The organism is Sorangium sp. So ce1036, from assembly GCF_051369805.1.
GTDB classification, from domain to species: Bacteria; Myxococcota_A; Polyangia; order Polyangiales; family Polyangiaceae; genus Sorangium; species Sorangium cellulosum_F.
Genome location: NZ_JBBMOX010000001.1, coordinates 896,896 through 911,545, shown reverse-complemented (window position 1 = coordinate 911,545; position 14,650 = coordinate 896,896). Strand labels below are relative to the sequence as shown.

General features: G+C 74.1%; 9 protein-coding genes. 1 reads left to right on the top strand and 8 read right to left on the bottom strand.

Features of this window, described 5'->3' with window-relative positions; all coding sequences use genetic code 11:
• Positions 1 to 276: 276 nt before the first annotated feature.
• From WMF31_RS03260 to WMF31_RS03240, 5 genes are all read right to left on the bottom strand, one after another.
• Positions 277 to 1,503 carry a hypothetical protein gene (locus WMF31_RS03260; protein ID WP_436600540.1) on the bottom strand — a complete coding sequence of 409 codons (1,227 nt, stop codon included), beginning with the start codon at positions 1,501 to 1,503 and terminating at the stop codon, positions 277 to 279.
• Positions 1,504 to 2,059: 556 nt separating this feature from the next.
• Positions 2,060 to 3,322, bottom strand: a complete 1,263-nt coding sequence (locus tag WMF31_RS03255; protein ID WP_436600539.1) for a hypothetical protein — start codon at positions 3,320 to 3,322, stop codon at positions 2,060 to 2,062.
• A gap of 597 nt (positions 3,323 to 3,919) precedes the next feature.
• Positions 3,920 to 6,691 carry an ATP-binding protein gene (locus WMF31_RS03250; protein WP_436600538.1) on the bottom strand — a complete coding sequence of 924 codons (2,772 nt, stop codon included), beginning with the start codon at positions 6,689 to 6,691 and terminating at the stop codon, positions 3,920 to 3,922.
• Between the two features lie 136 nt (positions 6,692 to 6,827).
• Entirely contained in the window at positions 6,828 to 7,484 is a 657-nt protein-coding gene (locus WMF31_RS03245; RefSeq protein ID WP_129353803.1) for a hypothetical protein, read from the bottom strand.
• 546 nt (positions 7,485 to 8,030) lie between these two features.
• Positions 8,031 to 9,257 (bottom strand): ROK family protein, encoded by a 1,227-nt coding sequence (locus tag WMF31_RS03240; protein ID WP_436600537.1) that lies wholly within the window; start codon positions 9,255 to 9,257, stop codon positions 8,031 to 8,033.
• 1,191 nt (positions 9,258 to 10,448) lie between these two features.
• Here WMF31_RS03240 and WMF31_RS03235 point away from each other — a divergent pair.
• A complete protein-coding gene (locus WMF31_RS03235; RefSeq protein WP_436600536.1) occupies positions 10,449 to 11,018 on the top strand; it encodes a Kazal-type serine protease inhibitor domain-containing protein in 570 nt (189 codons plus the stop codon).
• Positions 11,019 to 11,109: 91 nt separating this feature from the next.
• On the opposite strand, the gene WMF31_RS03230 is transcribed toward WMF31_RS03235, so the two are convergent.
• The 3 genes from WMF31_RS03230 to WMF31_RS03220 form a co-directional block, all read right to left on the bottom strand.
• Positions 11,110 to 12,003, bottom strand: coding sequence for a metallophosphoesterase (locus tag WMF31_RS03230; protein WP_436600535.1), 894 nt, complete (start codon positions 12,001 to 12,003; stop codon positions 11,110 to 11,112).
• 260 nt (positions 12,004 to 12,263) lie between these two features.
• Entirely contained in the window at positions 12,264 to 13,364 is a 1,101-nt protein-coding gene (locus tag WMF31_RS03225; RefSeq protein WP_436600534.1) for an alpha-hydroxy acid oxidase, read from the bottom strand.
• Between the two features lie 236 nt (positions 13,365 to 13,600).
• Positions 13,601 to 14,629, bottom strand: a complete 1,029-nt coding sequence (locus WMF31_RS03220) for an expansin EXLX1 family cellulose-binding protein (RefSeq protein ID WP_436600533.1) — start codon at positions 14,627 to 14,629, stop codon at positions 13,601 to 13,603.
• Between the last annotated feature and the right edge of the window lie 21 nt (positions 14,630 to 14,650).

The window sequence follows — 14,650 nt, the reverse complement described above, 5'->3', positions numbered from 1 at the left end:
TCAGCGGAGCTGGAGCGATGATGCGCGTGGCGCGGCCTCCGCCGGGCGGGCTTTGTTGAAATCGCCAGCTTGAAGTCGCTCCGCCGCGCGCCGGTGGCGGCGGCGGTGCAGCGGCGGTGAGACCGCGGCCATCAGCGGGGAGCGGGAGGAGACGTTCATGGAGGTGGGAGGCACCAAATATGGCTGGATCCTGTCGCGCGCGAAGGCGGCGCAGGAGGCTCGGGCAGCGACGCCCGAGCCCGTGGTTCGCTCGAGGGCTCGATCTTGCGGATCGCGTCAGAGCGGCAGGCGCGCGAGGAGGAAGCCGCCCCAGCCCTCGCTCTGCTGCGCCTCGGTGAGGCTCGTCACGGTCGACAGGTGTCCTTTCGCGTCGAGCACGGCGGGGACCTGGCCGGAGAACCCGTGCCACTCGCCGAGCTCGACGATCCGCCGCTGCGCGACGAACGCCCCGGTGCCTGGCTCGTAGGTCGCGACATAGGTCCCCTGCTCGTCCACGGGGCCACCGCCGAGGTCGAAGGGAGCCCCGAGCGAGGCGATGAGCGCGACCCGGCCGCCGGGCGCGAACGAGAGGCTGATCGAGCCGACCTGCGAGCCCGGGGTCGGGATCGCCCTCGCCCACCGGATCGCGCCGTCCTCGCCGGCGAGCTTCATGAGGAACGCGCCGCTCGTGGTGTCGATCGGGCCCTCGCCGAGGTCGGCGCCCGGCGCGAACTGGCCGGCGATCAGCACGTCGCCGCGCTCGTCCACGAGCAGCGCCTCCGCCAGGTCGCCGGTGCTGAAACCACCGCTTTCGAGTGCGCCGATGTGCCTCGACCAGAGGTGGGCGCCGTCCTCCCCCGAGTACTTCGCCACCCAGGCCTGCTCGCCTTCCACCCCGGTGGTGGCGCCCCCGCCGATGTCGGAGTCGCCGGAGTAGTGCCCGGCGACGAAGATGTCGCCGTGGAGGTCCATGGCGACCCCGCCGATCGGGGCGTACCAGGTCGTCGGCCACAGCTTGCCTATGTACGTCGCGAAGCGCTTCGTCCCGTCGGCGGCGAACCTGGCGAGGGCGAGGCGGCCCCAGGACTCGGCGGCGACGACGACATCGTTTCCGGGGCCGACGGCCACGCGGCCTGCGTGGTCGATGCCGCCGCCGCCCAGGCGGTGCATCCAGCGCGGGGTGCCGTCTCGATCGAGCGCGAGGACAAAGACATCGGACGAGGCGACCACCGGGTCATCTCGCTCCGGCTCTTCCAGGACGAGATCGCCGGCCTCGAGCGGACCTTCCGAGTAATGGCCGACGACGGCGATGCCGTCGTTTCCGTCGACCGCGACCCCCATGGCCGTCACCAGGCCTCCGCCGAAGCGCCGGACCCAGCGCAGGGCGCCGTCGTCTGCGTACGTGGCGACGAAGAGGTCCGCGTTGCTGCCGACGAGCGGCGTGATGCCCGCACCGAAGTCGGTCGCTCCCGACGAGCTGCCGGCCACGACGACGTTGGCCCTGCCATCGATGGCGAGGGCCATGGCACCCGCACCACGGGGACCCACGACCGGCCGGTACCAGCCCTCGGCTGGCGGCGATCCCCCGCCCTCACCGGGGCCGCCGCCTTCACCGGGGCCGCCGCCCTCACCCGGGCCGCCGCCCTCACCCGGGCCGCCGCCTTCACCCGGGCCGCCGCCCCACCCCCCCACGCCGTCGCCGCCGGATCCTCCAGATCCCGCGCCGCTGGCGCTGCTCGAATTGACGGCCTGATCGGTCTCGCGGCCCCCACCACATCCGGCGAGCAGGATGGCAGGGACAAGGATCAGCAGAGCAGAAGCGATGTTGCGCATGGAATGACCTCCGTCGAACAGGCTACGTCCCCGCCAGAGGACCGCTCCTTAATCCTCTCTTAAAGCGATTCACGCGCTCCCTCCCGCGGCCCCATCGCCCTTGCTCTCCCATCCCGGGCTCGAGATCACCCACGAAGCGTCCACGGTCCACGAGCGGCCGGAGCTCGTCGTCGAGACGAGAGGAGGCGGGGGCCGGAAGGAGCGGAGGCGGAGTGGGACGGAGGCCGCTCGAAACGAGCGGGCCGTCTCAGAGCGGCAGGTGGGCGAGGAGGACGTCGCCCCAGCCCTCGTGCTTCAGGGCGCCGAAGCCGGTCTGTACCTCGTCGAAGATCGTCACGATCGACAGGTGTCCTTTCGCGTCGAGCGCGGCGGGGGAGAAGCCGCCCAGCCCGATCTGCTCGCCGAGCGCGACGAGCCGCCGTTGCGCGACGAGCTCCCCGGTGCCTGGCTCGTAGGTCGCGACGTAGGTCCCCCGCTCGTCCACCGAGCCGCCGCCGAGGTCGAAGGGCGCCCCGAGCGAGGCGATGAGCGCGACCCGGCCGTCGGGCGCGAACGAGAGGCTGAGCGCGCCGACCTCACCGTCCGGCGCCGGGAACGCCTTTGTCCACCGGATCGCGCCGTCCTCGCCGGCGAGCTTCATGAGGAACGCGCCGCTCGTGGTGTCGATCGGGCCCTCGCCGAGATCGGCGCCCCGCGCGAACTGGCCGGCGATCAGCACGTCGCCGTGCTCGTCCACGAGCAGCGCCTCCGCCCGGTCGCCGCTGCCTATCCCGTAGTCTTTCGGTGCGCCGAAGTGCCTCGACCAGAGGTGCGCGCCGTCCTGCCCCGAGTATTTCGCCACCCAGGCCTGCTCGCCTATCAGCCGGGTGGTGGCGCCCCCACCGAGGTCGGCGTCGTCGACGAAGTGCCCGGCAACGAGGATGTCGCCGTGGAGGTCCACGGCCACCCCGGTGGTCGGGGCGAACGGGGTTGCCGTCGCCAGCTTTCCTGTGTCCGTCGCGAAGCGGGGCGTCCCATCGGCGGCGAACCGGGCGAGGGTGAGGCGGCCCGCGGAGTGGGCGGCGACGACGACGTCGTTTCCGGGACCGACGGCCACGTGGCCTCCGAGGTCGAATCCGCCGCCGCCCAGGCGGTGCATCCAGCGCGGGGTGCCGTCCCGATCGAGCGCGAGGACGAAGATGTCGGACGAGGCGACCCCCGGGTCGTCTCGTTCCGGCTCTCCCAGGACGAGATCGCCGGCCTCGATTGGACCTCTCGAGTAATGGCCGACGACGGCGATGCCGTCGTTTCCGTCGACCGCGACCCCCGTGGCCGTCACCAGGCCGCCGCCGAAGCGCCGGGCCCAGCGCAGGGCGCCGTCGTCGGCTGCATACGTGGCGACGAAGAGGTCCTCGAAGCGGCCCTTGAGGCCGACGCCGAGGAGCGGTGTGGCGCCCGCGCCGAAGTCGGTCGTTCCCATCGAGTTGCCGGCCACGAGGACGTTGGCCCCGCCATCGATCGCGAGGGCCATGGACTGCTCCCTGTCGGGTCCCGAGATCTGCCGGTACCAGGCCCCCGCTGGCGGCGTTCCGCCACCCTCGCCCGTGCCGCCGCCCTCACTCCAGCCGCCGCCGTCACCCGGGCTGCCGCCCTCGCCCGGGCCGCCGCCCCAACCCGGACCGCCACCCTCACCCGGGCCGCCGCCCCCCACGCCGTCGCCGCCGGATCCTCCCGAGCTCGCGCCGTTGGTGCCGCTGGAATTGACGGGTGGCTCGGGCTCACGGCTGTCACCGCATCCGGCGAGCAGGATGGCAGGGGCAAGGATCAGCAGAGCAGAAGCGATGATGCGCATGGCGTGACCTCCGCCGAACAGGCTAGGTCCCCGCCGCAGGACCACCCCTTAATCCTCTCTTAAACCGCTTCGCGCGCTCCCTCCCGCGGCGCCATCGCCCTTGCACTCCCATCCATTCCGCGGGCCCCCGGGGGGAGGTGGGGCCCTGCGGGGGCTCACCGGAAGGGCTGGCGTGGAGGCGAGCCACGAGAGGGGCTCGCCGGAACGCAAGCCCCGGAGGCGAGCCCCCGCAGGGCCCCACCTCCCCCCGGGGGGCCGGGCAGCCGGCAGCAGCCCCTACCGCCGCTTCCCCCCACCCTCGCCGGTCTCCCCCCCGCGCGAATCGCCCCCTTCCCAGGCGCCCGGCTCCACCGCGACGTAGTGGACCGGCAGCGCCGGATCCAGCGAGTACCCCTCTGCGTCTCTCCGGAGCCACGGCTTCATCCCGAGCTTCCGCAGCAGGTTCATCGCCACGTAGATCCGGTTCGCCGCCGCCTCCGGCAAGATCCGCTCGCCGGGCCACCCCGCCTCCTTCAGCGCGGCCAGGGAGAGCCCTCGCCCCGGCGCGCACCGCTGCTGCTCGGCCAGCGCGAGCAGCAGGCGCCGCGCCGCGTGGCGCTCGCGCAGATCGTGCCAGCCGCTGCCCGGCGGGCGGACGAAGCGCGCCCCCTCGGTCAGGAGGAGCTCGCCCTCGGCCCGCGCCTCGGGCACGTCGCCCAGCGCGGCCAGGCTGCGCTCCAGGATCCGGAGCAGCAGCCGCACGTCATCGGATCGGCTCGCGCTCGACGGCGATCCCTCCCGCGCGCGCGCGATCCTGCGCCGCGCCGCGCCCGCGTGCGCCGCGGCCTCGTCCCCCCGCCCCGCGCGGCGCGCCGCCTGGGCGAGCGCGAGATCGACGAAGCCCGACGCCACCCGCGCGAGCTCCACGTCGGGCTCGTCCCCGAGCTGCGCGAGCAGCCGCTCGGCGGGCTCGAGCGCGCGCCGCGCCTCCTCCACCTCGCCGAGCGACGCGAGCGCCGCCCCGAGGCGGCAGAGGGCGATCCCCTCGGAGCGGCGATCCAGGGCCTCGCGGAGCAGCGCCACGGCGCGGCCGTGGCAGGCGCGCGCGTCGGCGAGGCGCCCCTCCTCGTGGTGGAGCGCGCCGAGGTTGCCGAGCGTGATCGCGAGCAGCCGGAGGTCGCCCACCTCGCCGAGGATCGCGACGGCCCGCTCGTAGCGCCGGCGCGCCTGCGCGGGCGCCCCGCGTTCCTGCTCGAGCAGGCCGGCGTTCGTCGAGAAGATGCCCTCCGTCCGGCCGTCGCCGATCTCCGCCGCGATCGCGATCGCCCGCTCGTAGTAGGCGGCGGCCTCCTCCTCGCGGCGCTCGTCGTGGTGGAGCGCGCCGAGGTTGCCGAGCACCCGCCCCTCGGCGCGGCGGTCGCCGAGGGCGCGGTGGAGGGCGAGCGCCTGCTCGTAGTGGTCGCGCGCGCGCTCCATCTCGCGCCGGCCGTGGTGGAGCACGCCGAGGTCCGCGAGGATCCCCGAGAGGAGCGCCTCTGCGCCGAGCGCCGCCGCCTGCGCGCGGGCGCGCTCGAGGTCCGCGAGCGCCGCCTCCGCCTGCCCCCGGAGCCGCCGCGCGCGCCCCCGCGCCGCGAGCGCGCGGGCCACGACGCCCGGATCCGCCGGGAGCTCTTCGGCCGCCGCGAGCGCGCGGTCGAGCAGCTCGAGCTGCGCCCCGAACGGGCCGCGGGTGCTGAGCACGGGCTCGATGGCGCAGAGCGCCCGCAGCGCGCGCTCGGCCGCCGCGCGAGGCGCCGCCGCGGCGAGCGCGCCCCCGGCCGCCGCCTCCGCGCCGCCGCGAGGCGCCGTGGCCGGGGCGAGCGCGCGCTCGGCGACGGCGAGCAGCTCCTCCAGATCGCCGGCGATGCGGTTGAGCGCGTCGAGCCCGCCGCGCCGCTCGAAGTCCGCGGCCGCGGCCTCGCCGGCGGCCAGGTAGAACGCCGCGTGCCGCGCGACCGCGGCCTCGCGCTCCCCGCGCTCGGCGAGCTTCTCGGCGGCGAGCTCCCGCACCCCCTCGTAGAGCGCGAAGCGCGTCGCCCCGTCGCTCCCCGGGGGCGCCGCGCGGAGCAGCGACTTGTCGCGCAGCGCCTCGACGCGATCGATCGCGGCGGCGTCGGGCTCCGCGAGGACGGCCGCGGCCGCCGCGAGCGGGAACGGCCCGCGGAAGACGGAGCAGCAGGCGAGCGCCCGCCGCTCGCGGTCGTCGAGCAGGTCCCACGACCACTCGATGGCGCTGCGCATCGTCGCCTGCCGCGCCTCCCTGCCGCGCGCCGCACCCGCGAGCAGGTCGAGCCGGCTCCCGAGGCGCGCGAGCAGGCCGCGCACGCCGAGCACGCCCTCGCGCGCCGCCGCGAGCTCGATCGCGAGCGGGATGCCCTCCAGCCGCCGCACCAGGGCGGCGACGTCGGCGAGGTGCTCGTCGCTGGACGGCGGCGGCGCGGCGGCGCGGTGGGCCGCGGCGCGGTCGAGGAAGAGCGCCACGGCCGCGCTTCGTTCGATCGAGCCCTCGGCCGGGAGGCCGAGGGGGCCGAGCTCGTAGCTGATCTCCCCCGACAGGCGGGTGCGCTCGCGCGACGTCGCGAGGAAGCGGAGCTCGGGCGCCGCGCGCACCCACGCGTCGAGGGCCGGCGCGGCCTGGTCGAGCACGTGCTCCAGGTTGTCGAGCACGAGCAGCGCCGGCCCTTCCGTCGCGAGGGCGCGGCCGATCCGCTCGACGAGCGTCGCTTCCCGGCGCCCTGCCGCGACCTGCGCCCCGATCGCGCGCGCGACGGCGCCGCAGACGGCGCGCAGGTCGCGGCAGGCGGTGAGCTCGCAGAGCCACACGGCCTCGCCGGCGTGCGCCTCGGCCCAGCGGCTCGCGAGCTCCAGGGCGAGCCGCGTCTTGCCCATGCCGGCCGGCCCCCAGACGGTGACGAGCCGCTCGCCGCGCCGGAACAGCTCGGCGATCGCGGCGAGCTCGCCCTCCCGGCCGATGAAGCGCGACGCGGGCAGGGCGAAGTGCCGCCTCCGCGGCCGTGCTTCGTCCGCCATCCCCCCGACCTTCGATCGGACGGGGGCCGAGTTCAACGCCGGAGCGGGAAGAGCGGGAAGAGCGGGAAGACGATGGGGCGCGATGGGAGGGGCGCGGTGGCAGGGGCGCGGCGGGAGAACGGGATCCAGCGAGGGCTCAGGGTCGCGCGAGCGGGGTCACGAGCAGCGTCTTCCGGGCGTCGCCGAGCTCGACCTGCACCTCGATCCCGCGCCGATCGAGCGCCGAGAGCGGGCGGATCGGCGTCACCTGGGCATAGAGGTCGCCTGCGCCGCACCAGGTGCCCTGGAGCGTGGGCGCCTCGGCGTCGTCGGGCGTGAAGACGACGGCGCCGGTGCGGCAGCCGCCGTCGACCGCCACGTACAGGCCCTCGATGCCATCGAGGGCCGCGGGGCGCACGCGAAAGGCGAGGTCCGCGCCCTCGGGCGTGCGCAGCCGACCGGATTCGCCGCCCGGATCGGCGGTCGCCGTCCACCCGCCGCTCGCGAGCGAGAGCCCGCCGCTCGGGTCCTCGGGTCCCTCGAACCACCGGGTCATGGTCGCGTAGCTGCTCGCGCCGCCGCAGACGTAGAGCGTGACCGCGCCCTCGCCGCGCACGAGGGCGAGCACGGCGTCGGTGCCGTCGACCGTGCCGACCGAGATCTCGGGCGGCGGGGCCTCCGGGTCTGCCGCGCACCCCGCGCAGAGCGCGGCGCCGAGCACCCCGGCGGCGCGCGCGAGCGCGCGGGCGCACTCCCTGCCGAGGGTAGCGAGGATGTCGAGATCGATCCCTCTCGAGTGATGAAACGAGCCCATGGGATCGCAGGATAGTCCAGTCGAGCCTCGATGGTGGGAGGCGCCGGTGGCCCTTGACGGGCGCATTCGTGCTGCGCGCCCCGCGCGCCTGCTCCGACCTCCACCGCACGGGGTGGCTGAAACACATGGTGAGACACCCGCCGTCGCCGCCCAGCCCGCCGTCGCCTGGTATTCTGATAGCGCCTGCAACGGACATCCCGCCTCAGCGACGAGATCCTGCGGGAACAGGCCGTGTCCCAGCCAGGGCGCCGCTCGGCTTGCAGACTCGAGAATGAACCGCAGAGGCGCAGAGGGCACCGAGGAGGGTCGGGGGAGTAGCACGTTCATCTCTCTGACCTCTGCGCCCTCCGTGTCGCTGCGGTTCAGCGTGTCCGGATGACCGGGTACCGTGTCCGGATGACCGGGTACCGTGTCCGGATGACCGGGTACCGTGTCCGGATGACCGGGTACCGTGTCCGGATGACCGGGTACCGTGTCCGGATGACGGGGGGGGCGTGTTTCATCGACAGGCGTAGGCCCCCGGGGAGCCCGGCAAGACCCCCGCGGCTACGGCGTGGCGTCCTGCAGCACCCCGTCGGGCACGAGGCGGAGCGAGCGCACCGCGCCCTCGCGCGCGAGCAGCACGGCGCCGAGCAGCCCGGCCTCGCTGCCGAGCGGCGAGGCCACGACCGGCACGTCCCCGGCGCGGACGGCGTGCTTCGGCAGCGCCTCGCGCACGCCGCCGAGGAGGACGTCGGGCGCGGCCAGGAGCTCGCCGCCCAGCACGACGAGCTGGGGGTTGAGCACGTTGAGGAGCACCGCGATGCCGCGCGCGAGCTGCGCGCCGGCCTCGTGGAAGATGGCGCGGGCGCTCTCGTCGCCGGCGAGCGCCGCGCTCGCCACCGCGTCGACCGCGTGCGGGCTGGGCAGCTCCGCGAGCACGCGCGAGCGCGCCGACGCCGCCTCGGCCGCGCGCCGCAGCGCCATCACCGAGGTGAACGTCTCCAGGCAGCCGCGGCGCCCGCAGCCGCACAGCGGGCCGTCCTCCGCGACCCGGCAGTGGCCGATCTCACCGCTGTACCCCTGCATCCCGAAGAACAGCCGCCCGTCGACGACCAGCCCCGCGCCGATGCCCAGCCCGACGTACACCCACGCATACGACGCGTGCCCCCGCGCCGCGCCGAGCTCCCCCTCCGCGACCGCCGCCGCCTGGGGCAGGTTGTACACGGGCACCGGCATCCGGAGCGCGCGGCTGAGCTCCGCGCGCAGCGGGAACCGCTCCCAGCCCAGGTTCGGCGCGAGCACGCACACGCCGCTCGGCCGCTCGATGAGCCCGGGCACGATGGCGCAGGCGCCGCGCAGCCTCTTCCGCGGAACCCCGCTGAGCTGCAGCACCTTGGGCAAGAGATCCGCGATATCCCGGACGGTCCGGTGCGGATCGCGCAGGACGGACGGCTGTTCCATGCGCGCCCGGAGCCGCCCGCGCGCGTCGGCCACGGCCACGGCCGTCTGCTCGACGCCGATCTCGATGCCGAGGTACGCCGCGCTCTCCTCGTTGAACTCCAGGAGGCGCGCGGGGCGCCCGCCCCGCGACTCGGTCCCGACATCGCGGACGCTGCCGCTCTCGAGGAGCTCCTCGATGATCGCCGAGACCGTCGGCTTGGTCAGGCCGCTGAGCCGCGCGAGGTTCGTCCGGGAGATCGGGCCGTGCGCCTCCACGAGGTCGAGCACGAGGGAGCGGTTCAGCTCCCGAGGGGTGCGGTTGTTCGCGGTCTTGTCGGTGGGACGGACCATTCGAGCCCATACCACTTAGCCGCGCTCGCGCGACGAAAGCAAGAGGCGTCGTCATCGCGCTGTCACGAGCCCCGCGCCGCCAGGCGCGCCTCCTCCTCACGCGCTCACCGCCGTCCCCACCCGGGCGCCCGGCGGAGCGCCGGTGGGCGTTATGTCATCATGGGATGGGTCGAGGGCGAGCCCCCCGCGGCGCCGCCGGAGCCGGGCGACCTGCGTGACGAGCTGGTGCGCGGCGGGAGGACGGAGCATGGGACGCTCGCCGCCGTGTGGCAAAACGCCTCATCCTCCGTGTGATGTGTGAACAGGAGGTGCGCGCGGGCTTCTCGCCTCCGGCCACGCCCGGCCACGCGCGGCTCCGCGGAGGCCAGCGCTCCCTTCGGCCGCAACGCGCATATTCACGCCGACGGACAGGCTCATCTCTGGTCGCGGGGAACGCTGATTGCAGACGCGAGCGGAGGTGCGAACCACGGTGCGAGCGACGTGGAAGCGGGTGCGTACGCCGACGAACGGTGGGCGGGCAGCAGCCGCTGAGTCGATGAGAGCCGATAGCTGCATGGATGAAGGGAGAGCGATCATCGCGGCGCTGGAGCGCGGACGTATCCAACGGCTGGCCGCCCCGGGATGCGTGAGGGCGCGGCGGACTGGAAAACACCGCGACACCGCGGGGAGGCGCACAACGCATGGGCGCCGCGCAGCGAGGGGCGCTCGACGCGCTTCGCCGGGCGGCGATTGACGGGTGCTTTTCCTGGTCCTAGGGCATCGATGATATTGAAAATCCGCAGGAATCAGCCGGTGAGGGAGAAAACCGCAAGGGCGCAAGGGCGCGAGGAGCACACGGGAGAGAGAACCAGACCTCTCTCTTCCTCGTGCCCCTTGCATCCTTGCGGTTACTTTTCTTCCCGCGTCCGCGCGCTTTCAACTCGCTCACCGGCGGATCCAGCGGGTGGCACATTCTGTTGAATCGGGGCGAGCCTCGACCTGTTCGGCGCCCTGGCAACCGCCTTGTCTGAGACCACAGACCAAGGCAGCTCACCGGGGCCGGTCGGGGTGACTCTCCCCTGTTCGAACACGAGCCGCATTTCCGAGGAGACGAAGGGAGCGCTGGCGCCTGTCTCTTCACGAGGAGTTTCTGTGATTATGAAGATGGCGAATGTTCTGGGTGCTGTTCTCGCTGTAACGCCCGCCGGCTGCATGGCATCCTCCGACGACGCCGACGGCGTGGATCGAGCCGATCTCGTGGAGACCGGGGCGGCCGAGGGCGCGCTCCGGCCGAGCGACGACGCCGCCGCCCCCGGGACGCTCGATCACGAGAGCCGCTTCACGCTGGGCCGCGGAGCCTCGGTCCACGCGCGGTGCACGAGTCATCTGGCGGGGGCCGCCACGCGTGGTCTGCGGCCGGACAGCGGGTCGAGCGACGCCGCGGAGGGCGCGGCGCTCGCGGGCGCCTCGGCGCGCCAGGGCGTGTGTTTCCTGGTCGTGGGGCTGGGCGAGAGCTGCGGCGGCTTCACGGCTGGCCCGCTGCGCGTGTGCGCGGACGGGCTCTACTGCAAGTACGAGCCGGGCGCGCTCTGCGGCCGCGCCGACGAGGCCGGGCGCTGCGCGGAGAAGCCGGAGCTGTGCACGAAGGAGCTCGAGCCCGTGTGCGGCTGCGATGGACAGACCTACTCGAACGCCTGCTTCGCGGCCGCGAACGGCGTCTCCGTCGACACGCTGGGCCCGTGCGTCACGCAGGGCCCGTGCGCCGGCGGACCCGCGGAATGATCACCGGCGGCGGCCAGCTCGCCCCGCCGAGCGAGCTCCGCCGCCACGGCTGCATGCGCCGGCAGGTACAAGCGCCGGGGCGACCGCCGCTCTAGCCGTGGGTTCGTCGCTCCCGGTTCCTCGCCACCCGCGCCGCCCGGCGCGCCATGACCTCCGGCGACGGCTTGCGCCCCCGGTGCGGCGCCTGCTCCGCGTGGTGCTCGTCGAACGACCCCGGCGCGCAGCCGAGCTCGAAGACCGCGACCTCGCGCTGGCCGCGCTCGCCGAGCCGCAGCGGCATCACCGCCGCGCCGATGCCCGCGCCCACGTAGACCGCGCCCTGGCCGGGCTCGCCCCCCTTGCGCGTGCCGTAGAGGCCGTGGATGTACCGGTGGCCCGCGATCCTGCCGATCGAGAGCTCGTTCAGGCGCGCGACCGTGACCTGGCCCGCGTGCGTGTGCCCCGACAGCACCAGCGGGATGCCGTGGCGCCAGAGCCCGTCCGCCTCCTCGGCGATGTGCGAGAGGCCGAGCGTCGGCAGATCGCGCCGCATGCCCTTCACCGCCTTCTCGCGCGAGGCGTGCCCGGTGTAGGCGTCGTCGAGCCCCACCACCTGGAGCCGCTGGTGGCCGAGCGTGATCACCGTGCTCGCGTTGCAGAGCACCGCGGCGCCTCCCCGCTCGAGCGCGCGCCGCACCGCGTCCGCACCCGACCAGTGATCGTGATTCCCCAGCACCGCGATGACCGGCGCCTCGAAGCCGCGCACCACCTCTTCGAGCTGGTCGAGGTAGAGCTGGCTGTGACACACGAAATCGCCCGTGAGCACCACGAGATCGGGCCGCTGCCGGTTCGTCAGCGCCACGGCCGCGCGCTGGACGCGCACCGACGTCACCCGCCCGACATGCTGATCGGTGAGGTGCGCAATGCGCAGCGAGGACATCTGATCGAGGTACGCGGCCGGCCCCGCGAAGCGCCGGAGGCGAATCCCGAGGTCCGGGTCCGCCACCGCCGGCGCCGGCTCCCCAGGCGCTGGCTCCCTACCTGAGGCGCTGGCGCCCCGCGTGAAGATCTCCCGCCACCGCTCCCTCGCAGGTACTGCGCCTGTCACAGACGCCGAGTGTACGGGTGGGATGGATTCGCCGCCACCATTTCTTTCGTCGCAGACGCCCTGATCCCGGGCAGCGTAGCAATCCTGCGCTCGTGCGATGTCGGTCCGGGGGCGCGAGCCTGGAAATCTCCGCGCTCGTGCGACTCGGCTCTCAGGCATCAGGCGTGGGCGCGGCGGATGAGGTCGCGATCGATGCAAGCGAGGGTGGGACACCCCGCGAGCGCCATGGCGACGGAGAGCTCGTCGCGCAGGCCCGCGAGCACCCGCGCCACCCCCTCGCCGCCGAGCGCGGAGAGCCCCCACAGGACGGGCCGTCCGACCAGCACCGCGCGGGCGCCGAGCGCGAGCGCCTTCAGCACGTCCGTCCCCCACCGGACACCGCCGTCCATCAGCACCAGAGCTCGCCCGGCGACCGCGTCGGCGATCGCGGGCAGGACCGAGATCGTCGCGGGCGCGCCGTCGAGCTGCCGGGCGCCGTGGTTGGAGACGACGACGCCCGCGGCCCCGCAGTCGAGCGCGCGGACGGCGTCGTCCGGCCGCACGATGCCCTTGAGCAGGACGGGCAGCCTCGTCAGCGAGCGGAGCCACTCGACGTCGCGCCACGTCAGCGAGGCGTCGTGCCGCGCGGCCACGTACGCCGCGAGCAGCGAGCCCTGGTCCGCCGCCGGGGCGCCCGCCGCGGCGTCGCGCAGGTTCGCCATGACGAGCCCCTCGGGCAGCGCGAAGCCGTTGCGCACGTCCGCGATGCGCCGGCCGAGGAGCGGCGTGTCCACGGTCAGCATCAGCGCCCGGTAGCCCGCGGACTCGGCCCGCTCGACGAGCGAGCGCGTGAGGCCGCGGTCCTTGTGCACGTAGAGCTGAAACCACTTCGGCCCCGGGGACGCCTCCGCCACCGCCTCGAGGCTCATCGTCGAGAGCGTCGAGAGCGTGAAGATCGTCCCGAGCTCCGAGGCCGCCCGCGAGGAGGCGATCTCGCCGTCCGGGTGGGCGAGGCGATGATAGGCGGTCGGCGCCACGAGGATGGGAAAAGGCACCTTCGTCCCGAGCAGGATCGTGCTCGTGTCCCGCTCGGCCACGTCGATGAGGACGCGATGATGGATCTCGAGGCGGCGAAAGGCCCTGCGGTTCTCCCGGAGCGTCCTGCCCTCGTCGGCGCCGGAGCGGAAATAGTCGTAGGCCATCCTGGACAGGCGCGCGCGCGCTGCGCGCTCGAAGTCGTCGACCGTGAGCAGCGACGGGGCGGGGCGAGGGTCTTGCACGGCGTTCTCCTGGACGTCCCGCGGTGTTGCGGGCCGCGGGCGCGGGCCATCGTATCAGAGCAGCGGGCGCGCTGCTTCTGCCGGCCGGGCCCGGCGCGCCGCTGCAGAGCGCGGCCAGGCGCGGCCTGACAGCGTGATGCGCGCCGGGCCAGGCGGCGTGATGCGCGCCGGGCCAGGCGGCGTGATGCGCGCCGGGCCAGGCGGCGTGATGCCGGGCCCGGCGGCGCGGCGCTCGCTCATTCGCACGCGGAGAGCTGAGCGCTCGCCGGCTGCGCGCCCGCCTTGAGCTCCAGCATCGCTTCCACCGTGGAGCCGTTGATGTCGGTGGCGCGGACATGGTACGGCGGAGACCCCATGTTCCCGTCGCCGACAAGCCAGTAGTTGTACGGCTGCCGCGTGGCCGTCTGCCACGTGCCGTTGATCTCCACGTCGACCTTCGCGATCGGGTGCGTGTGCCCCTCGACGAGGATCTCGTTCCAGTACTGGTTCGTCGCATCCTTGAGGCGGAAGGAGACGGTCTCGGTCGTCGGACAGGGGATGTACTTCCAGGAGATCTTCCCCACGGCGCCGCCGTTCGTCGTGCCCAGGTAGCCCTCCTGCTCCTGGCCGATCTGGAGGAACGCGTTCTTGCTGAGATCGATGTGGCCCGCCTTGCACTTCGGGTTCGTGCCGATCGGGCACTGATCCACGACCATGGCCTGCACCTTGCGCCCGTCGTCGCGCGAGACCTCCACGCACGCGCCGCACACCGCCGCGTCGTTGTAATCGGCGGTGTTCATGGCGGCGAAGTACTGGCCGCCGCCAAAGGGGACGTGCGCGACGACATCCGGGTTCCGCCCCTTGATCTCGAAGCTGCAGTTCACCTCGATCGAGCCCTGATCCAGCGTGTACCAGGTGATCGAGCCGTTCTCGTATCCGGCGGGATAATCGCAGCTCACAGGCGTGCTGCCGCCCGTGCCGGTGGTGGTCGTCGCGGCCGTGGTCGTCGCGGCCGTGGTCGTCGCGGCCGTGGTCGTCGCGGCCGTGGCGCCGGGGTCGCCGCCGCCCGTCGCGGGGCCCCCGGTCGCGGTGGTGCCCCCCGTGCCCGCCGCCGCCGCGCCTCCGTCGCCGGCCCCTCCGCCCACGCCGCCCTGAGAGCCGCCTCCGGCCGACGCGCTCTCCGTGGCGCCGGAGTCGACCGGGTCGCCGCCACAGCCAGCGACGCCGAGCGCGACGAGCGAGAGCAACGGCAGCCAAATGCCCGTGGGCACGTAATTTCGCTTCATCTCGACTCCTCAAGAATTACG